This window comes from Aliidiomarina shirensis (assembly GCF_003987345.1).
Classification (GTDB): domain Bacteria; phylum Pseudomonadota; class Gammaproteobacteria; order Enterobacterales; family Alteromonadaceae; genus Aliidiomarina; species Aliidiomarina shirensis.
Map to the genome: position 1 here is coordinate 1 of NZ_PIPP01000005.1, position 21393 is coordinate 21393.

Here is a 21393-nt window from a genome sequence, read left to right on the forward strand (position 1 = left end):
TTAGCTAGTGATTCCCCTTACCGGGCTCACAGAGGACTCACACCTCCAAGTCATCCTGCCAGCACCACCTGCACAGGAACAGCGCCTGTCAAGGCGCTACGCGCCGTGCCCGGCGCACCACAAAAAAGCCACCCGAAGGTGGCTGTTTGTTTAGTGGCCTTGGCTAGAGGCTATCTAACAGGTAGTAATTCTTAATCAAATACGTGGCTACTGTCGCAAACCTTTAAAAAGAGTGCAACTTTAAAATGAAGTAATAGCAGGGTGCATAAACTGCATGATCTTATCTCTCTGCAGTGCGGCTGTTAATTTGGAGGCGAAACCGATCCACGATTTACATCTAAAATTGGTCCATCCGATTGCAAGTTTTCTCGTTGCTAAAGCTAGTGCTCCTTGTTTAGAAAACATAAGCGTTACTCACTTTGACCTCCCCCAAAGAATAGAACCATTGCACCAACGAGATTTCCATTAAGATGGTTTAAGCTTGGAAGTCTTTGGACATAAACAATCAATGTGTGTCGCGCAACAAAAATGAATATAATCATTTTAAGCAAATAGAAGGTGTCTAGAATACTCAGGCCTTACCACCTGGTAAGGCCTGATTATTTTAGACACTTTCTAGTTGCTCAAAACACTCACGTTACCAATCGGGTAAATTCATTCGATCAGAAGTCGACGTTTACGCTCAAGCATACCTTCAAAAATTGGAGTCGAAACGCGCTCCGGAAAATCATCCGGCAAATCGTTTTTCACTCGCTCAATAACATCATCTACTTTATCGCATAGGGTCGTGATGATTTCGCTCATTCGGCTCGGGCTAAATTCAGCTTCTTTTGCGGTATTTAAAAAATGCCGCCGAAAAATTTGATAGATCCGCCATTTCTTTCCACTCGACCCTCGCAAGCTCATCGCAAGTTTTAAATCACGAATATTCAGGCCATTTCCACCTATTGCAGTGTGAGCAGAAATGATGTCATAAAGCGGTGTTAACCGGTAGGTACAATGAGGCTCGATGTGTATAGAGAAGTTTTTTGCATGCCCATCAGTTGCGCCTAAGAGAAAAAACAGCACCTGCGCTGCCATAAAAGTTTCACGATCGCGCGTAGGCTCAGCAGAGCCCTGAAGGTGTTTCATTATTCTGGCAATCGTTGGTCCGTTATCCGATTCGTATTTTCTAGCCGAGGGCAAACCCAGTATCTGACAGTAATCTTCTTGAGGGAGTCTCATTAGCCACGAGTGATCTGGGGAATATTTACGATCGAAGCGCTCAATGGCGAGGGCTTTAATAGTTGGCGTGGTAATCACTTCACAATCGGGCGCATCAAAACCAAATGCTTTTGCAATTCTTAAGCACAGCATTTCATTCTCTACGCTGTCAGTCAGGTCAATCGTGTGATCATGGCTTTGAATCTTCCCTATAGGAAGCTTAATGATGTGCGTAGTTGGGGTGTTACCTTTTGGAATACACCATGCGTTGCCTATTTTTAGTAGGGCTGTTTTTTCCTGAGCGCCGGCAATTGAAATTCTAAAATCGTCTAGCTCCCGCAACATGCCCAAAGGTGCCTTAGATTGATAACCTTTTAAAATTCTCTCTAATTTGTCTTCGGTGAGTCTTTCATATTGCAGTTCATGAACGCTCCCCAAGTCTTCGTTTTCGGGAACAAACTGCAATGCACCTACACTATCTTTTCCAATCGCCGAGAGTAGGTCAAACGCTTGGTAAGAGTCGGCTTGATAGCGGGCAACAATTCTGTCTCTAATTTCTTCATTGTCGGGCAGTAAGTTATCAAAAAAGTTAATCACCTCCCGTCCTGAGTATTCGTCGTGCCTTAATGGCATCGACAAAGAAATTGGACGCGCTCCCTCTTTGATAATCCAGCTCTTATCGTAACAGAACGTATGAGCGCCGGAATCACTTCGGCTCAAGTAGCCTATGCGGTAGCCGTTCATATAAATAGCGAGTGTATTCATTACCAATCTTCACTCCATTTGACATCGGGCCGTACAGAGTCAGAACTATTCTTCAGGTCATCGCTATTTTTAGGTTTTACTGACAACTCAAGCTCTAAAGCTGATAGTAAACGAAACAAAGTATCAAGCTGCATTTTCTCTGGCATTGATTCAAATTTAGAAACCGTTCCTTGCCTAAGCCCAACTAAATCACCAACCTTGGCTTGACTCAGGCCGCGAGTTCTTCGTTTATCTCGTATGTAGTTTGATAATGCTTTGGGATCAGTAATTTTCATTGCGCTCTCTTTATAAGCGAGTTCATATAAATCTTATTTTAGACGCATTTGCGTATAAGTCAAGATTCATACGCAAGTGCGTATGAATGTGCCTTTATACTCGAGTGCGTATAATAATAACAAACGGACAAACTCAATCAGATAAATCGAACGTTACTTTTGAACCTTGCTATGCCTAACTTCCACGATTCGCCTCCCAACAGCACCAACGCCGATAATGTCCCGTAACGATGTTTTTCCATTTTGTCTTTTTTTGTCGTAATTATGAATTAACTGCCACAAGCTTTTCCAGTACATTGGTGTTGTGGAGGAGAACAATGACAATTCATCAAGTATTTTTTATCGCAAATGGCTTTCAAGCGTTGGATTTATTTGGGCCTCTGGATGCTTTTATGGAAACAAACACGTTTGTACCTAATGCATATAGAGCCAGCTTATTGAGCTTACAGAAAGATCCGGTGAAAACCGTTTATGGCCAACAGTTGCAAGCTGATCTGTGCTTGGATGACGAATTTGAATTAGACGACCTGATCATTTGCGGTGGGAATGGCATGCGTACGCTTTCTTTAAGCATAAAACAGCATGAACAACTGCGCCAAGTCGCTGTTAAAGCAAAGCGAGTGTTTAGCATTTGTACCGGCGCATTTATCCTCGCGAAGCTGTTCCCGTGCCAGTCGCTTACAATGACTTCCCACTGGCGACACTGTGAGGATTTAGCGCGCCGCAATCCCGGAATTAACGTCCAAAAGGAGCCCTTATTTGTGAATAGCGGCAATAAATGGTCGTCGGCAGGCGTATTATCGGGAGTTGATCTAGCGCTTGCTATCATTCGCCAAGACCATGGCAATACAATAGCCGCTAAGGTAGCAAAAGAGTTGGTTGTATATGTGCAACGCGCTGGATCACAGAACCAATATTCCGACATGCTACAGCTACAATCAGGCGAAAGCCTCAAACTCTCACCTCTACTTGATTGGCTCGCTAAAAATATAGACAGGCCAATAAGCGTCAGTGACATGGCAAGCTTTATTAACCTCAGTGAAAGACAGATTGCCCGCATTTTCAAACAACATCTGAACTGTACGCCAAGCTCGTTTTTTAAACAGTTAAAGCTCAACTACGCTCGGGATTTACTTGGAAACGAAAACATAAGCGTAAAACAAGTCGCTCACCGCATTGGCTTCAACAGCTATGATAGTTTCCGTCGGGCTTTTTATCGCCAGTTCTCGGTTTCACCAACAACATTCACAAAAGGAATTCACTCGTGAAACGATTTTCATTTTTAGCATCCCTACTTGCAATTTTTGGCTCTCAGACGAATGCATTGCCCGAACCGCAAATGACGCAATGGGCGGAAGATATTGATTTTTACGTGGAGCAGGTTAAAACAAAGCACATAAAGCCGTTCCACACACTAAGCGAAAGTGACTTCGATCAACAAATTACAACATTAAAAGCAGATCTCAGTACACTTTCCGAAGTTCAAATAGAAACTCGGTTAATGGGTATAACATCTGCTCTTGGCGATGGGCATAGTAACTATTTCATGATGTCAGGCCCCCACAGTCATTTCCCTTTTCAATTTAAGTATTTTGGCGAAGAGCTACGAATAGTAGCGACAACAGAAGATTATGAACATTTGCTTGGCAGTGAACTGGTTAGCATCAATGAAGTACCCACAGCTGATTTGTTCGAGCGACTCAAACATTACCTTTCCGGAGTAGATAATCAGTTTAGTGAAAAAGTCAGTTTTGAATTTCATCTAACCTTAGCCAAGCTGTTAAGAGGCTTGGGAATTGTAGCTGATGGGGAGAAAGCCAAGTTCGTAACTAAAAGAAATAACTCATTTTCGACGCATCATATTGAACCAATTTCGATGGCGTTATTCGGCCAAATAGAATCTCCCTATCGAACTCATACGCCAGCTTTCACAATGCAAGACATTGCCATGCCGGGAATACAGTTTGATATCGTTAATGAAACTACCGCTTATTTTCGTTTTCGGCGCTATCCTGACGTAGCAGATGTGCTCGATAATTGCAGTGCCCTGCAGTCAAAGCTTGAATCCAGCAATGCCCGCAACCTGATCATTGATTTCCGTGGTAACGGTGGTGGTAATTTTTACACCGGGCTAGCCTTTTCGTCATGCCTGTTACCAATGGAGCAATTTGACTGGCTCAAAGGCGCTGTTTTGCTGACCGATGGGCACACTTTTTCAGCCGCAATGAGTAACGTCGTCCATTTTAAACAACTTTTTAATGCAACGGTGATTGGTGAACCTACAGGTGGAGACCCAAACCACTTTTCTGAAAGTTATCGTTTTGAATTACCCAATTCTAAACGGAAGCTTAGCCTTTCGATTCGTTACTATCCCTTCTTAGAAACGCCGACGGATTCAATTTATCCTGACGAGCTCGTTATACAGTCTTGGGAAGAGTTTGAAGAAGGCTTAGATGTCGTTTTAATGAGGGCATTGGAATATTTTAAGCGGTGAGACCACTCCTCGAACCCTATTGATTAACTCCGACTGCTGGTTTTATCTCTCAATAATTCCAGCAAAGCTCTCGGGGGACGGAATTAACACTAATTCACCCCAAAAGTACTACAAATAAATATGTAATAGCCAAGTGAAATTGAACATTTTTTTGCGGGTAAATTAGAGCGTCCCTTCACGACTCTTTGGAATGTATCCTTATGTTAAACTTCTATCTTCGCAGCGAGGTTTTCACTTTAAAATGTGTCAATAAATCTCAGGCGTTACCAATCTGTTGGTATATCAGTAGGCAGCACTTGAGTTTTACGAGATTTATCTGTTAAGTTAGCAAAGTTATAGTTCATATTCGCGGGTCTTCACATTGTCAAAGCTTGCTTGGTCATTGGTCATTGTTATGCTGGTTCACAGCTTTTTTGCCTGTGCCGTTGCGGTTGGCCACGTTGAAGATACCCAGCACACCTTTGATTATGCTTATCAAAGCCACACCCACACTGACCACAACACAAGCTCACACGAAAATTCTGATATTGATAATGAACACCAGTTTCACGCCCATGTAACCTGCATTATCGGCTACGCATCATTTTGCTCAAGTGATCCATCACCAGCATTAGCGATAGTGCAGCGAATTATTTCCTTCGATAGTAACGACAAACAACCACCCGTACCTCCACCAAACGCTTAATCTCACCCCTAAAGTCTGTGCGTAAAGCACAATCATTTTATTGTGGAGATTAATCATGAAATTATTTTATTTCGTGATTGCTGCAATGGTGGGCTCGCTATTTGTCCCCCTATCAGCAATCGCAAATGAGTTGACCTTGCGTGATGCATTACAAAGAGCCGTGCAAGACAATCCAGATCTACAAAAGTACCCATATCGAAAACGTATGGCCGAAGCTGAAGTACTGCAAGCTTCTTTAAAGCCCAATCCAACGCTTGGATTAGAGCTTGAGAATATTGCGGGGACCGGTAATAGCCAAGGCTATGAAAATGCCGAGGCAACTCTATCTTTTAGCCAACTCATCGAACTTGGTGGGAAGCAAGAGCAGCGCGTTGAACTTGCATCAGCCCGACAGCAGCAGCTGGATGCTGAGTTTAACTACACCAAAATTGAAGTTCTGGCAGAAACAGCTCATCGCTTTTATAAAATGGTGCTGTTGCAGGAATTAAGGAGCTGGAGTCAACAACAAGGGCAACGTCTTGATGCTGCGCTAGAAATTACGCTGGAGCGAATGGAATCTGGCGCAGTGCCTCCCTCTGATGTTACCCGTGTTCGTTTACAACAACACCACGCTCTAGCTAAATCAGAAGAAATCGCTGGAAAGATTACGGAGGCGAAATCAAATCTGAGTGCCATGTGGGCTGCAGAACCTCAGTTCGATAACGTTATTGGCAACTTTAACGAACAACTTCAACTGCCCTCAAGAGCTGATCTAGAGCGCGCGGTAAATCAAGCACCGGAATTTCTCCGCTTGCTTGATTCAGAGCGCTTGCTTATTGCTAGAGCCAAAGCCACGGAGACAGCTGCAGTTTCAGATATAACCGTCGGCCTTGGCATACGTTACAACAATCAACTCAATGATGCGGGCTTGGTTCTTCAAGCATCAATGCCGTTTCAGCTAACAAATCCTAATCAAGGCTTAATTCAGTCGAATCAAGCTGAGCGAGATATGGTCCTCAACCAACAACGGGTAGTGCGAGAACAACTGCGGGGTTACGCTCGATCTATTCTCGCCAGATTGCATATGAACCAACGCTACCTAGAGCGTATTCAACGTGATTTGCTACCTCTTGCCCGCCAACTAGAGCAAGAAACGAAGGCCGGCTACGTTAACGGTGTTCATAGCCTATTGATGGTTATCGATGCCCAGAACGAACTCGCACAATTGGAATACCAGCAAATCAATCGCCGTTACGCTATTTATCAAGACATTCTTGAACTTGAGCGACTGACAGGCCAATCATTCTTGGGATCTTCATTATGAACTATATCAAAGCAATTATTATTCTCTTTGTTCTTCTCGGGTTAACCGTAACAGAGCATGCTTACGCTTCACCTGAAGCAGATCACGAGCACTCTGAAACAAAAATAGAAGGACCTAACGGCGGCACATTTCTTAGTGAAGGAGAATTTGCAGTCGAAATAACTATTTTTGAATTAGGCAATACGCCTGAAATGCGCGTTTATACCTACCTAAATGAGGAGATCATCGAACCCGACAAAGTAAACCTAGAAGTAGTCCTTCACCGATTAGGTAACACAAAAGATACGCTCAGCTTTACCCCCGAGGGTGACTACCTCGTGAGTAATACCGCCATCACTGAGCCGCATTCCTATGAGGTCTATGTTACCGCTTCAACGCAAAATAACCGGGGAGAATGGCACTACGAAAGTTTCGAGGGACGAACGACATTATCCGATCGAGTGATCGAAAGTGCCAATATTCTGGTGGAAAATGCGATGCCGAGAACATTACGGTTTAAAGATCAATTATTTGGTGTTGTGGCGCCTGTAAGCGGACAAGCAGCAAGCGTACGGGCAGTTTATCCGGGTGTAGTGTCCGATGTTTTCGTTAGTATCGGTGCACAAGTTTCAAAGGGGCAAGTTTTAGCTCGGATTAGAAATTCCGCCAGTGGCGCCAGTTATGAGGTGATCAGCCCCATTGCTGGTGAGGTAACTGAACGATTTGTTACAGCGGGCGAAATCGCTAATGAACAAGTGCTCTTTGAAATTGTAGATTTATCCACTGTTTGGGTTGAGCTTTCAGCATTTCCTCAGAACATCGAAAAGCTGAAAGTTGGTCTGCAGGCTGAGATATCTGATTTACACCAACATGAACGCATCTCTGGTGAAATTATATACATTGCTCCTGTAATGACAGGCGGCCATATCGCTCGAGCCCGAGTACTAATTGAGAACAAGGATAGGCACTGGCGTCCCGGAATGCATGTTCAGGCAGAGGTTACTGTAGGCGAGAAAGAAGTTGCGTTAGCGGTAAACATGAATGCAGTGCAAAGTTTTCGCGGAATGCCAATAGTGTTTGCTCAATATGGAAATACCTTTGAAATTCGAGTGCTTGAACTCGGTGACAGCGATGGCGATTACATCGAAGTAAAGGCCGGCTTAGTAGAAAATACTCCCTATGTATTTATGAATAGCTACTTGTTGAAAGCTGATGTACTAAAAGACGGTGCAAGCCACAACCACTAGAGGGCGAACTTATGATTGATTCATTTATCCGTTTCGCTATTCAACGTCGTTGGTTAGTGATTGCCGCAACACTGCTCCTTGCAGGACTAGGCGTTTATAACACATTGAAGTTACCCATTGATGCAGTGCCTGACATTACTAATGTTCAAGTGCAAATAAATACTGAAGCACCCGGATATTCACCGTTAGAAACAGAGCAGCGCATTACCTACTCAGTAGAAAATGCGATGGCAGGTATCCCCGATCTTGATTACACACGATCGATATCACGCTACGGGCTATCGCAGGTGACAGTTGTGTTTGATGAAGGCACTGACATCTATTGGGCCAGGCAGCAGATTAGCGAACGTTTACAGATGGTTCGCGGTGAGTTACCTGGCAACGTTGAACCCGCTCTCGGTCCTATTACGAGCGGGTTAGGTGAAATATTTACGTATATCGTTCGAGCTCAGCCAGGAGCTCGTGATGAGTACGAGCAACCTTACACCACTGAATCACTACGCACATTGCAAGATTGGGTGATTCGCCCACAATTGGTAACAGTACCCGGAGTTACTGAAATTAATACCGTTGGCGGCTATGAGCGAGAGTACCAAGTGGCTCCCAACCCCGGAAAAATGTTGGCCTACAAACTATCCATCGCTGACATTTTTAACGCTCTTCAGTTAAATAACACCAATGCTGGCGCTGGTTATATTGAACGTATTGGCGAGCAGTGGCTCGTGCGCTCGCCCGGGCAGTTGGCATCTCTGGATGATATCGGCAACGTGGTGGTTACTAAACGCGATGATGCACCGGTGCGTATACGAGATATTGCTGAGGTTTCCTTTGGCAAAGAGCTGCGTACTGGCGCTGCAACTTCAAACGGTGAAGAGGTTGTTTTGGGCACTGCTATGATGTTAATCGGTGAAAATAGCCGCACCGTCTCGAAAGCGGTTGCCGAGCGATTAGATGATGTGCAACTAAGCCTCCCAACTGGTGTGATTGTTGAACCAGTTTACAATCGCACAACGCTAGTGGAAAAAACCATCACAACGGTCAAAAAGAACCTTTTTGAAGGCGCGGTGCTGGTAATTGTTGTGTTATTTCTACTGTTAGGCAATGTTCGAGCAGCTCTCATTACGGCGCTAGTAATCCCATTAAGTATGTTATTTGCAGTTTCTGGAATGACAGCCAACCGGGTATCCGGCAATTTAATGAGTCTGGGTGCAATAGATTTCGGAATTATTGTTGATGGCGCCGTTATTGTTGTTGAAAACGCATTACGCCGTCTTGGTTTAACACAAAAGCGGTTAGGTCGATTACTTTCAACCAAAGAACGCTTAAGCGAGGTTTTCGAAAGTACTCGGGAAGTGTTCAACCCCGCAGTTTTCGGTGTACTTATCATTATGTTGGTGTACCTACCGATATTCGCACTCAGCGGTGTCGAAGGAAAAATGTTCCATCCAATGGCTTTCACGGTGGTATTTGCTCTGGTGGGCGCTCTCATTTTATCAATGACATTTGTGCCCGCCGCGATTGCTATTTTTGTTAAGGGTAAGGTGAATCACGAAGAAAACCGAATTATGCGGGGAGCCCGTCGCCTATACGAGCCATTGCTAAAAATATCTTTAAAGCAGCCCGTGTTTATCGTGCTCCTTGGATTCGGTTTGTTTATTGGCTCGGTTCTCCAAGCATCAAAAATGGGAACCGAGTTTTTGCCGCAGCTCGATGAAGGAGATATTGCTTTGCACGCGCTCAGGATTCCAGGCACCGGGTTGCAGCAGTCCGTCAGTATGCAATTACAGTTGGAATCAACAATTGCTGAGCTCGATGAAGTAAAGCGAGTTTTCTCAAAAATTGGGACCCCAGATGTTGCAACAGACCCTATGCCACCAAGCGTAGCCGACACCTTCGTTATTCTAAAGCCGAGAGATGAATGGGCTGACTCATCGAAAACTAAAGAAACGTTCGTGGCTGAGCTACGCGACGCTGTTGAACAACTGCCCGGTAATAAATATGAATTTACCCAGCCTATTGAGATGCGGTTCAACGAACTTATCGCTGGTGTAAGGGCAGATTTAGCTGTGCGTATTTACGGTGATGATCTTGAGCAATTGAAACTGCTGGGCGACGAGGCGGTACAGATCATTCAAGAGGTTTCCGGGGCAATCGACGTGCGTGCTGAGCAAATGACGGGCTTACCCACCCTATCTGTGTCTCCGCAACGTGACCATCTGGCGCTATTAGGCCTAACGGTTCATGACGTACAAAACGCTGTACAAAGTGCTGTTGGTGGTCTTGAGGCGGGCACTATTTTTGAGGGAGACAAACGTTTCAAGCTCATGCTGCGCCTTGATAAATCCTGGAGTACTGATCTCGAATCATTAAAACGTTTGCCAGTTGCCGTTCCTGAAGCGAGTAACCCAGAGCTTCAGTATGTGCCTCTTGGTGAAATCGCCGATATTGAACTCGCGGTGGGTCCCAATCAAGTCAACCGTGAAAGTGGTAAACGTAATATGGTTGTCAGTGCCAACGTAATAGGCCGAGACCTCGGCTCGTTTGTTGATGAGATTCAGGAGCAGTTACAAACCAACCTGTCGCTTCCTCCAGGATACTGGATCAACTACGGTGGTACTTTCGAGCAATTGCAATCCGCCTCTCAGCGATTAGCTATTGTGGTCCCGCTGACGCTAATACTGATTCTAGGACTTCTCTATAGCGCATTCAATTCATTGAGCAATGCCTTCATCATATTTACCGGTGTGCCCTTGGCACTAACTGGCGGTATCTTAGCCCTTACCTTGCGAGGAATGCCATTATCGATTTCAGCCGCCGTGGGCTTTATTGCCCTATCGGGTGTTGCAGTATTGAATGGCGTGGTGATGTTAACATTTATTCAGAAGCTACGGGATGACGGTAAAGCTCTAATGGACTCAGTCTATGAAGGCGCGAGGCATCGTTTAAGGCCTGTCCTAATGACAGCTTTAGTAGCAAGCTTTGGTTTCATACCCATGGCTTTCAACACAGGTACTGGCGCCGAAGTACAACGCCCTCTGGCCACAGTAGTGATTGGTGGAATTATTTCTTCAACCCTACTAACTTTGGTCGTACTCCCTGCTTTGTATTTACTTGTGAATAAGTTTCGGCGGTTGCCACCATCATGATTAGCTGAAAAATAGAAGTTGGGCCTTCGGGCTCAACTTCTGCCAACGTGCATTTTCTTTTACGTCAGAATATCTGCCCAAAGTTTCTCTAAGCATGAGTTCGATAAAACCCATCTATTCCTTTATTTCAAAATGATTTAGAATTGCGATATACGTTTAAAAAGAGAGCAGTTTATGATTTCTGTCGCCCGGTTTCTGATTGCGACATGTCTTGTTTTTGCGTTTGTAATTCCTTCTGCGTGGGCTCAACATCATTCATTTGAGCGATTTGCCGACGAACTGGGTGGCCGCCAATCTTCCGTTTATGACATTTTTCGTGATTCCCGCGGTTTCTTGTGGTTCGCGGGTGATACCGATGGGCTGCTTCGCTACGATGGCTATCAATTAACGCGTTGGGCGGGTAGTGAAAACGATGACCTCGGCCGGGTAAGTTACTCAGCGGTTATGATGACCCAGAACGATGAACTTTGGGCTGCCGCATGGGGATCGGGGTTGCTGTTTTGGCAGCATGAAGAAAATCAGTTTCAAGTATTTAACACTGACAACAGCGCCCTTCCCGACAATCGTGTTCAAACTATCTTTGAAGATAACCAAGGGCGTATATGGGCAGGCACCCTCAATGGCTTAGTTATGGTGGACGATCACCAACTAAGCGCTCTGAACGCCAGAAACCCACTTCATCAGGAACGAATTTGGGGTATTACAGAGCTTGGTGAACATCTCTGGTTTGCCACCACTTCTGGGCTTTATCGCACCAATGAGGACGGTACGGAGTGGCAGCAGTTCCTGCCTTTTCCTGAGCGATATGGCAACAATCGTATAAACGAAATCCGAACCGTGCGGGTGGTGGATAATCGGATTTGGGTAGGTATCGATAGCGGCGTGTTTGAGTTTGAGCCGCACGCTAAGCAATTTACGCCGGTGCAGTTTCCACGTAACCACGCGAGTGAAACGAAGCCTCGGGTTAATACGCTCTATCCGCAAGGCAATAACAAAATTTGGGCAGGCGCTGAGAACGGATTATATTTGGTTGATGCGAATAGCCTCGAGTACATCGCCGCGCAGGACGGGAGCTTTGTCCGGGCTACCGATGTTGATATACGGCGGGTAGCAACTGATACAAGCGGCACACTTTGGCTGGGTGCTCGTGACCAAGGCATTTTGCGTAGCAATCCCCTAACAAGCGATTTCCAGTTAACAGCGGAGCACGCTCCTGAACCCATCCGATCACTGTTACAACGAACAATTAGTGCTGTGCATGTGGAGCCAAACAATGATTTATGAACATAATAGAACCCGCAAAATGTCGAATGAAGATAGACGTCGCCAGTTTGAAAAGTCAATGGTGATTCAACATCTATTTATTTTTATTTTTATTTTTATTTTTATTTTTTAATAGCCTATATCTAGGGTGAGAAACCGCCCATTTTTTTATTGATTCCTCGTTATCTTCTACATTAGGCAGGTATTTCCTAAGATTTTTAGGAACAGAGGCCAGAGGGGTTCCCCGCCGTTCATTATCTAACACTATCTGAAGAAATTGCTCTGCCGGGCTTTTTATGTCATTGATTTTTTTTGATCGCCAACGTGGATCAAGGAAAGCCCGATCTCGTTCCTCTATTTTCTCTTCTTTATCTTTATCGCTTCGGCTAACGATCGTGCTACCGCCTAAATAGCTGCCTTTACCCATATTAAAGCTTTGCCTTGTCATGTTATTTACAAAGAACTTTAGTAGACATAAAACATAAAAGCAATTGTAGTAGGCCTATATCGTGAGTTGTGAGGCCAGAGCTTTCTGAACGATTTTGTCCATTTGCTAACGGACTGAAGGTGTAAGAAGTTTTTAATATACCTATGCTAAAGCTAGAACTTTCCATGCACCGTTTATCGGCGATAATTCCAATGCATTTATAAACATAAGGCAAATGCACTATGTCTAAGAAACCTAGGCCGTACCAGACATTTATTCTCTGGCTGCCAATGAGCATGGCATTACCATCGGCTGTGGCTTCATGGCTCCAACGGCCATGAATGGAGTCAAAGTTTAATAAGTGCGCTAGGGTTGCGGCATCACCAGCCGGGTCGTTAATGTGTACAATTTCGACGCTACTGTGGTTAAAAAGAGCGCGCATGGTAAGCCGCCCCATGCGGCCAAAGCCGTTAATACCTACTTTCATGGTTATTCTACTTCTCCAATTAATAACAGTGCGGCTCCGTCAACTATTTCCGCTAGCTTCGAAGAGCCATCGGCACGGTAAAGCTTATGTGCAGCGTCAGCGGGTAAGCTAGGGTACTACAACTATTTGTCGTTACCAGTAGGTGTTTTCTTACAGTTTATTTTAATCCATATTACTGAACGTGAGTTAACTCAAGCTAACGGGCCCTAAAACACTTGATAGCACCGCAGTTGTAGCCAAAATCAATACCCCCACGACAACCTCTAAGGCGATTGATTTTTGCAATTTTCGGGCAGCTATCGGATCGTTTTGATTTGTTAAACTTGGTACTAAAATAAACTTATGTCGGGCTGCAATAAGTAAAATCACGCATACCAAACTTAGCTTTAACAGCATCGCTTGGCCATAACCACTAGTTATAAATTCGCTAGGTTTATCAAACAATTGCCACAATAAACTGCCGCCAGACACAACCACTAAAGCCACTATGCCAATACCTAGCTGACCAAATTTGTCCATTATTAGCTGCAACTCTTTTACATTAGCTACTGAGCACAGGCGCCATAGTGGATAAAAAGCTCCCACCCAACTACCAATAATAACCACATGCAAGAACACCATGCTTTGGGAGAAGAAATTAAGTTCAGTGCTATGCCCTAGTGTGCTAAATGCAGTAGCCAGCAGCACCGTTCCGCTAAGTACTATGGCCCACGCAAGTTGCCTTATTTTTAGTGTGGTACTGAGTATTAACCTGCTGCCAAGTAACACTAAACCAAAGCCTGCAACACGCCACAACACCGACTCGCCAATAGGGCTAAACCATAGTAATTCATGCATAAAGCCATCGAACATTCCGGCAACACCGTCGCCCGCAAATGAACCTACTTGCGCCAAATAGTTTACCGCTACAGCTACTAACCCAAGTGCTGCGCCGCTAGCTATGTAATGCCGCAGCACAGCAGCTTCTTTAGGTTGCTGACGGACTAGATTTAGCATGAAAAGACCACCTACAACTGCAGCAAAGCCTATATACACCGCCCATTTAGCAAGCAATGCCATGACTACAAAGCCAGACAGCAACATGGTTTATTACTCCCTCTTAATGGTGCTTCATATGCACGCCATGCACCATAAAGGTAAATTCCCCCTCCATTTTATGGGTGTCTTCACCCATAATCATCCAGCTTACGGTGTATTCCGAAGCATCTAATTCGGGCAGCGGAATTGAAAACTGTGTTGCGCTTTGTCGTCTCGATGGCAAAGTTAAGGCAATCTCATTTTCAGCTTTGTCTTTCAGGGTAAGCTGAATTAACCGTGCAGGCCCTGAGAAAGTTAATTCCAGCTTGCTAGGTGCTTCATTGAGCATGGCACCATTAGCTGGGTTTGAGTTGTTCAAGCCCACATGTGCCCATGCCGAACTCGTAAGTGCAAAACCTATAACTAATACTATTACTTGAAATAATCTCATTGTATTTCCCTCATGTTAGAACCATGCCTTCAGACCAATGACGACTTGCGTGCCTTCAACTTTTTTGCCTTCATTACGAGCAAACTCCGCTGTGTTACCAAATTTGCGTGCCCATTCCACACCAATATACGGGGCAAATTCACGTTTTATTTCGTAGCGCAGCCTTAGCCCAGTGCTTAGATCCGACAAACCCGAGCCAATTCCTAAATCTGCATCGTTTTGGCCGTAAAAGTTCACTTTAACTTCGGGGCTTAATATAAGTTTCTGGGTTAGCAACATTTCATACTCAGCGCTCACACGCATAGCCGTACGACCTTCATCACCAATGAATAACGCAGCGTCTATTTCAAAGAAATATGGCGCCAAGCCTTGTAGGCCTAACACTGCCCAGCTGCGTGAAGGAGAAGGTTCAAGGTCAACTCTAACACCTATTTGAGCGTCCCAATAGGGAGCTATAGCACGGCTATAAAGTGCCTGTATTTCAAGTTCTTTGTCGTCGGCATCTTCATATTCGCCTTTGGTTTTCAACCAGAACTTGTTGATGTCTTTCCCCACCCATGCCTGAATATTGAAGCTGGTGGGATCATTCGAACCCACGCCCCTTTCCACTTCATCAAACATGACCTTGGTTAACAGTGGGTCATCGCCACCTCCCGCCTGAGCAAACCCACTCATAAACAAAGCGGCGATTAAACTAAGCGTAAAGCCTTTTACATTAATGTTTTTCATATCAACCCCTTACCTAACCACTACTTTAAGAAACATACCTGGCATGTGATAAAGCAAGTGGCAATGATATGCCCATTTGCCTATTGCATCGGCCGTTACCAAATAACTTATTGTTGAGCCCGGCTGCACTATTACCGTGTGTTTACGTGGTATAAAGTCTGGGTCGCCCGTTTCAAGATCACTCCACATGCCATGTAAATGCATTGGGTGAGTCATCATAGTGTCGTTTACTAAGGTAAAACGCACGCGCTCGCCATACTCAAGCACCAAAGGTTCTGCATCTTCAAAACGCACACCGTTAATTGACCACATATAGCGGTGCATATTGCCCGTTAAGTGCAATTGAATTTCGCGGCTAGGTTGGCGCTTGTCGTAGGTTGGGTGCAAACCTTTCAGGTCTGCATAGGTGAGTACTTTGCGATTGTATTCTGCTTGGTGGTTTCTTAAGCCTATGCCTGGATCATGCAAACCGTTTTGCGGTGCATCGGCACGCATGTCTATGTGAGGGCCGTATTCGGCGTCCGCATGCTTAATTTCTGCGGTACTACCAAAACCTGCTAAGCCTAAAACCGGCGCCCCCATTGCCATACTGCCGTGATCCATTTCTACATGACCCATAGGTCCATGGTCCATACTGCCGTGGTCCATGCTACCGTGCCCCATAGCGCCATGATCCATATCGCCGTGGTCCATGCCTTCCATGCTCATGCCCATGTCACCATGGCCAAGTATAGGTGCAGGGTCCATGCTTGGCACCGCCGCTACTAAATGCGCATCAGAGGTTAAGTTTCCAGTAGTAAAGCCTGTTCTATCTATATTTTGCGCGAAAATGCAATAAGCATTCCCTTCTTCAGGCTCAACAATAACGTCATAGGTTTCTGCGACACCCATACGGAACTCGTCAACTTCAACAGGCTGCACATTTTGCCCGTCTGTTGCCACTACCGTCATTTTCAAGCCGGGTATACGCACATCGAATATGGTCATAGCTGCAGCATTAATAAAGCGTAAGCGTACTTTCTCACCTTGCTTAAAGAGTGCACTCCAACCTTGTTCTGGGGTCTTGCCATTCATTAGAAATGTGTAAGCGGCGCCTGTTACGTCTGAAATATCTCTGTCGCTCATACGCATATCGTTCCACATAGCTCGAGCTTTCCAGGTATTAATTAGGCCATGCTTTCTAATATCCGTGAACAGGTCTGAAACTGTGCGTTCGCTGTAGTTGTAATAGGTTGACTGTTTTTTCAGGTTTGCATAAATCTTTTCTGGCGGTGTGTCTGACCAATCCGACAGCATCACTACATATTCGCGATCATAGACAACAGGATCTGGCTCGGCTGGATCAATAATAATTGGGCCATATACCCCTGTTTGCTCTTGGAAGCCTGAATGGCTGTGGTACCAGTAAGTACCGTTTTGCTGAACTTTAAATTGGTATTCAAAGGTTTCCCCCGGCTTAATTCCGTCGAAGCTTAAGCCTGGTACACCGTCCATTTCTGTTGGCAAAATAATGCCATGCCAATGAATAGAGCTGTCTTCGTCGAGATTGTTTTTTACTCGAAGAGTAACTGTTTCACCTTCTTTCCAGCGTAAAATTGGGGCTGGTAACACTTGGTTAACCACAGTGGCTCGAGCCGACTTACCAGTGAAGTTAACCGTTTTATAATCTATGCTGAGATCAAATACCTTCCCCGACAACTGGGTAAGCGATTCACTTATCGCTTTTGCAAAGGCGTTCTTAGGAAACGGTAAAGCCGCTAATGCCAACATGGCAGAAGCGCCAAGTACAAAACGCCGGCGGCCTTTATCTTGCAAGCCACTCATAGATTCTAAATTGTTCTTTGTATTACTCATTCTACCGACTTCTCAAGGGTATTCACTTGGGCAAATATTTCCGTACTGCCGTCTGCATTTATTTGCAGTATTTGGTATGGCCTAAACATGTTTTTATATTCCATGCCCGGGCTACCCACCGGCATAGCTGGCACAGACAAACCAATAGCGTTAGCTGGCGGTGCGGCTAAGAATGCATGTATAAACTTAGCTGGTATGTGCCCTTCAAACACATAACCTTCAGTTGAAATAGCGGTATGGCAAGACTGGTATGAGCCACTCACGCCCTTGCTTAATTTAAATTCATACAAACCACCAATATTGTGTGGGTTAGCAGTAAACCCTCGCTCATTGGCGTGATCTATCCACGCATTACAACAACCACAATTAGGGTCTTTATACACATCGAGCACTATCGGGTTGGTGGTAACCTGACTCGTTTCAGCTTTTGCTATGGTAATTAGCCCCAGCCCCACTAAGGCTGAAAACATAATGCTTAGTTGTAGCAAAAATGGCTTCCTAAAAATAAAGTTCATTCCGTACCTCTCGTTAAATATCGGTTGACACTTTCTCTTACTTATATAGTTAATTTAATTTACTTACCCGTAACCGAAGCGCGTTAATAATCACACTAACCGACGACAGTGACATCGCCGCTGCGGCAAATATGGGTGATAACAAAATACCGAAAAGCGGATAAAGAACACCGGCGGCAATAGGCACTCCGGCGGCGTTATAAACAAACGCAAAAAATAGGTTTTGGCGGATATTGCGCATCGTTGCTTTCGACAATTGCCGTGCCTCTACAATGCCCATAAGATCGCCGCGAAGCAGAGTAATGCCAGCACTTTCAATGGCAACGTCTGTTCCCGTGCCCATAGCAATACCCACGTCCGCTGTGGCTAAAGCAGGAGCGTCATTCACACCATCCCCTGCCATGGCAACAATTCGCCCTTCATCTTTTAAACGTTGAACAAACTTGCCTTTATCTTCTGGTAAAACCTCAGCTTCCACTTCATCAATATCTAGCTTACGCGCCACTGCTTCTGCCGAGGTGCGGTTATCACCTGTTAGCATCACCACTCGCATGCCTTTCTTATGTAACGCTGAAATAGCACGTTTCGTCGTTTCTTTAATAGGGTCTGCTATGGCAATTAAACCGCACACTTGCCCTGCAACAGCAGCAAATATTACGGTTGCACCATCAGTACGCAGTTGGTCGGCTTGTTCATCGAAAGCTGTGGTGTCTACACTTTCTACTTCCATCAGTATGCGATTACCAAGCAGTACTCTCTTCCCATCAATGGTGCCGACAACGCCTTTACCATTTGGAGAATCAAAACCTTCTGCATTGGGTAAATCCAATTTCATACTGGCGGCTTTTTCAAGAATGGCATGGGCTAAGGGATGTTCACTGCCCTTTTCTAAGCCTCCGGCATAACGCATTAGCTCCTTCTCGCTGAAACCATTTAATGGAACTAACTTTGTTACCTGTGGCTTGCCTTCGGTTAAGGTGCCCGTTTTATCGATCACAACCGTGTCTACTTTTTCCATACGCTCTAGGGCTTCGGCATTGCGAATGAGTATTCCTGTTTGAGCACCACGGCCCACACCCACCATAATTGACATAGGAGTAGCCAGGCCTAACGCGCAGGGGCACGCAATAATTAATACGCTTACCGCGACTATAAGCCCGTACGTCATAGGCGGGTTCGGCCCGTAAATCGACCAAACAACAAAAGCAATGGCGGCAATAACTATCACTGCTGGTACAAACCAGCTTGAAACTTTATCAACTAACCCTTGAATAGGCGCACGGCTACGCTGAGCAGTAGCAACCATTTGCACAATTTGCGAAAGCATGGTGTCGCGGCCAACTTTGTCAGCACGCATAATAAAACCGCCTTGCTGATTAATACTGCCACCAATAACTTGGTCACCTGCTTTTTTACTCACTGCTAAGGGCTCACCGGTAACCATTGACTCATCAACGTTAGAACGGCCTTCAAGCACTTCGCCATCGAGGGGCACTTTATCGCCAGGCCTAACTCTTAAACGGTCGCCTACTTTTACCTGCTCAAGCGGAACGTCCGATTCATCGCCATTGTCAGCTAATTTTCTTGCTGTTGCGGGGGCTAAATCTAATAGCGCTCTGATTGCCCCTGAGGTTTTCTCTCTGGCACGCAATTCCAGTATTTGCCCAAGCAACACCAATACCACAATGACAGCGGCGGCTTCAAAATAAACCGCAACCGAACCATCGGCTTGTCTAAATGCCTCAGGAAACACCTGCGGAATTAATGTCGCCACTAGGCTATAAACTAACGCGACACCAGTACCAATGGCGATCAAGGTAAACATGTTTAAGTTACGACTTAAAACTGATTTCCAACCTCTAACAAAAAATGGCCAACCACACCAAGCAACAACCGGTGTTGCCAGCGCTAACTGAATCCAATTCGAGGTTTGTGGCAATATCATGTGCTCAAGGCCAGTAAAGTGACCGCCCATTTCAAGCAAAAATACTGGTAACGCAAGTATCAACCCAACCCAAAAACGCCGCGTCATATCCACTAATTCTTCCGACGGCCCATCGTTCAGAGTTATTTGCTCAGGCTCTAAGCCCATGCCGCATATAGGGCAATCACCGGGCCCTTCTTGGCGAACTTCCGGATGCATAGGACAAGTGTAAATACTACCTGCAGCAACAGGCTCTGCCTGTTGTGGGCTATCGCTTAAGTATGTCTCCGGGCTTTCGTCAAACTTAGTCTGGCAGCGGTCAGAACAGAAGTACCAAGGCTTACCCGCATGTTGGCTACGATGCTCTGTCGTATGAGGGTCTACCTTCATGCCACACACAGGGTCTTTTACCGTATGTTCACTCATTACGTGCTCCTTTTTTATCCGTAGGCCAATCTGAAAAAGCAATAAAATACAGCAATATCAAATTTACCATTGGAACCAAAATTAGAATCCCTATCCAACCTGGGTATCCAGTACGCTGACAAATTCTCCAAGTGGGTATAACCAATGCAATGACAACAATTAACATCCATAACCAGTGACCTGCCCACATCGTGTGACCAAACATATTTCCGTTCATCATGGTGTTGCCTCCGACTTTACAAACCTCCGCCTGTACGGCTGTGAGGAATAATGTTCACTTTTAAAGCAGTAGCAAATAGTCCTCCTGCCTTTTTACTACCCCTATAACAACACCCCAAGCTGAATCGAAGCTGAAAATGTAGGGTATACGGATTTAATGGTTGATGGGGCACCTTCACCCCATCAATCTGATACCACCCTCAGATGGTTGATAGATCGACTCCGTAGTTGAGTTCCTCTGCGAAGTCCGGCAGTCCGTAACCGATGGTTTTCTTGTAGAAAGGAGAGACCTTCGCAGTCGGTGCCTTCTTCTTGTGCTTCGTGGTGTAGAGCATTCGTGCCCGCATCACCTCGAAGGAGTAACCGCGCCCTTCACGGTTCTTGTCCTTGGCCAGTCGGTTGATGGACTCCGTGTAAGCGTTGGTGACGGGCATGTCCGTCTCGAAGTAGGTCATGGTCTCTTCGCGCCAGTTTCCCACTGCCCTGACCAGATCGCTCCAGACTTCCTTTTGGCCCTTCGGGATGGTGGCTATCCACTCGTCCAGGGCGGCTTCTGCCTGGAGCCGTGTGGTGGCGTCCCAGATGCCGTAGAGGCGCTCCCGGTCTGAGACTTCGTGAGCGCGTTTCAGCAGGATTTTCCGGTCTCCCTTGAGAGTCCGGCTCTGGGACGGTTTCAGCTCCTTTCTGAGGCCCTTGCGCACTCTCTCTAGGGCATCGTTGGCCATGCGCACCACATGGAACTTATCGACCACGATACGGGCCTGGGGCAGCACAGCCTTGACCGCTGCCCGGTAGGGGTTCCACATGTCCATGCTGACGATCTCGACCTTCTGCCAGTCTTTCAGCTTCATCAGGTAGTTGGTCACCACGTCCTGGCGGCGGGTGGCCAGCAGGTCGAGCAGGGTTCGCTCCTCAATGTTGGTCAGAATGCAGCGGTAGCGCTTGTTCAGGTAGGGATCGTCTCAGAATTCGGAAAATAAAGCA

The 21393-nt window shown here is 45.7% G+C and carries 17 protein-coding genes and 2 pseudogenes; 7 read left to right on the top strand and 12 right to left on the bottom strand.

What is annotated here, in order from left to right; all coding sequences use genetic code 11:
- Window positions 1–654: 654 nt before the first annotated feature.
- Together CWE13_RS10115 and CWE13_RS10120 are read right to left on the bottom strand one after the other, a co-directional pair.
- Window positions 655–1968, bottom strand: a complete 1314-nt coding sequence (locus CWE13_RS10115) for a type II toxin-antitoxin system HipA family toxin (protein WP_126808553.1) — start codon at window positions 1966–1968, stop codon at window positions 655–657.
- The gene (locus tag CWE13_RS10120; protein ID WP_126808318.1) at window positions 1968–2243 is read right to left on the bottom strand and encodes a helix-turn-helix domain-containing protein; all 276 of its coding nucleotides are present in this window, start codon (window positions 2241–2243) and stop codon (window positions 1968–1970) included. The genes CWE13_RS10115 and CWE13_RS10120 overlap by 1 nt, the downstream gene beginning before the upstream one ends.
- Window positions 2244–2560: 317 nt before the next feature.
- Here CWE13_RS10120 and CWE13_RS10125 point away from each other — a divergent pair, with 317 nt between their 5' ends.
- The 7 genes from CWE13_RS10125 (at window position 2561) to CWE13_RS10155 (ending at window position 12381) form a co-directional block, all read left to right on the top strand.
- The gene (locus CWE13_RS10125) at window positions 2561–3511 is read left to right on the top strand and encodes a GlxA family transcriptional regulator (RefSeq protein WP_126808320.1); all 951 of its coding nucleotides are present in this window, start codon (window positions 2561–2563) and stop codon (window positions 3509–3511) included.
- Complete coding sequence (locus CWE13_RS10130; protein ID WP_126808322.1) at window positions 3508–4737, top strand: S41 family peptidase; 1230 nt, start codon at window positions 3508–3510, stop codon at window positions 4735–4737. The genes CWE13_RS10125 and CWE13_RS10130 overlap by 4 nt, the downstream gene beginning before the upstream one ends.
- Window positions 4738–5098: 361 nt before the next feature.
- The gene (locus tag CWE13_RS10135; RefSeq protein ID WP_126808324.1) at window positions 5099–5422 is read left to right on the top strand and encodes a hypothetical protein; all 324 of its coding nucleotides are present in this window, start codon (window positions 5099–5101) and stop codon (window positions 5420–5422) included.
- Window positions 5423–5477: 55 nt separating this feature from the next.
- Window positions 5478–6725: a TolC family protein gene (locus CWE13_RS10140; RefSeq protein WP_126808326.1), complete on the top strand. Its 1248-nt coding sequence runs from the start codon at window positions 5478–5480 to the stop codon at window positions 6723–6725.
- A complete protein-coding gene (locus CWE13_RS10145) occupies window positions 6722–7951 on the top strand; it encodes an efflux RND transporter periplasmic adaptor subunit (protein WP_126808328.1) in 1230 nt (409 codons plus the stop codon). Before CWE13_RS10140 ends, CWE13_RS10145 begins: the two co-directional genes overlap by 4 nt.
- A gap of 11 nt (window positions 7952–7962) precedes the next feature.
- Window positions 7963–11097 carry an efflux RND transporter permease subunit gene (locus CWE13_RS10150; protein WP_126808330.1) on the top strand — a complete coding sequence of 1045 codons (3135 nt, stop codon included), beginning with the start codon at window positions 7963–7965 and terminating at the stop codon, window positions 11095–11097.
- A 174-nt stretch (window positions 11098–11271) separates the two neighbouring features.
- Complete coding sequence (locus CWE13_RS10155) at window positions 11272–12381, top strand: ligand-binding sensor domain-containing protein (RefSeq protein ID WP_126808332.1); 1110 nt, start codon at window positions 11272–11274, stop codon at window positions 12379–12381.
- Window positions 12382–12454: 73 nt separating this feature from the next.
- On the opposite strand, the gene CWE13_RS10160 is transcribed toward CWE13_RS10155, so the two are convergent.
- From CWE13_RS10160 to CWE13_RS10210, 10 genes and pseudogenes are all read right to left on the bottom strand, one after another.
- Entirely contained in the window at window positions 12455–12787 is a 333-nt protein-coding gene (locus tag CWE13_RS10160; RefSeq protein WP_126808333.1) for a hypothetical protein, read from the bottom strand.
- A gap of 274 nt (window positions 12788–13061) precedes the next feature.
- Window positions 13062–13280, bottom strand: a pseudogene (locus CWE13_RS12650) (glyceraldehyde 3-phosphate dehydrogenase NAD-binding domain-containing protein); the annotation flags it as partial.
- Between the two features lie 180 nt (window positions 13281–13460).
- Window positions 13461–14357: a copper resistance D family protein gene (locus CWE13_RS10170; protein ID WP_126808335.1), complete on the bottom strand. Its 897-nt coding sequence runs from the start codon at window positions 14355–14357 to the stop codon at window positions 13461–13463.
- A 16-nt stretch (window positions 14358–14373) separates the two neighbouring features.
- Window positions 14374–14742: a copper resistance CopC family protein gene (locus tag CWE13_RS10175; RefSeq protein ID WP_126808337.1), complete on the bottom strand. Its 369-nt coding sequence runs from the start codon at window positions 14740–14742 to the stop codon at window positions 14374–14376.
- Window positions 14743–14757: 15 nt separating this feature from the next.
- Window positions 14758–15471: a copper resistance protein B gene (locus CWE13_RS10180; RefSeq protein ID WP_126808339.1), complete on the bottom strand. Its 714-nt coding sequence runs from the start codon at window positions 15469–15471 to the stop codon at window positions 14758–14760.
- A gap of 9 nt (window positions 15472–15480) precedes the next feature.
- Entirely contained in the window at window positions 15481–17325 is a 1845-nt protein-coding gene (locus CWE13_RS10185) for a copper resistance system multicopper oxidase (RefSeq protein WP_126808341.1), read from the bottom strand.
- On the bottom strand, window positions 17322–17840 hold the full coding sequence (locus CWE13_RS10190) for a DUF411 domain-containing protein (protein WP_126808343.1): 519 nt from the start codon (window positions 17838–17840) through the stop codon (window positions 17322–17324). Before CWE13_RS10190 ends, CWE13_RS10185 begins: the two co-directional genes overlap by 4 nt.
- A gap of 49 nt (window positions 17841–17889) precedes the next feature.
- Window positions 17890–20190, bottom strand: coding sequence for a heavy metal translocating P-type ATPase (locus CWE13_RS10195; protein WP_126808345.1), 2301 nt, complete (start codon window positions 20188–20190; stop codon window positions 17890–17892).
- The gene (locus CWE13_RS10200; RefSeq protein WP_126808347.1) at window positions 20183–20410 is read right to left on the bottom strand and encodes a DUF805 domain-containing protein; all 228 of its coding nucleotides are present in this window, start codon (window positions 20408–20410) and stop codon (window positions 20183–20185) included. The genes CWE13_RS10195 and CWE13_RS10200 overlap by 8 nt, the downstream gene beginning before the upstream one ends.
- Window positions 20411–20609: 199 nt before the next feature.
- Window positions 20610–21371: pseudogene (locus tag CWE13_RS10210) on the bottom strand (ISL3 family transposase); the annotation flags it as partial.
- Window positions 21372–21393: the final 22 nt, after the last annotated feature.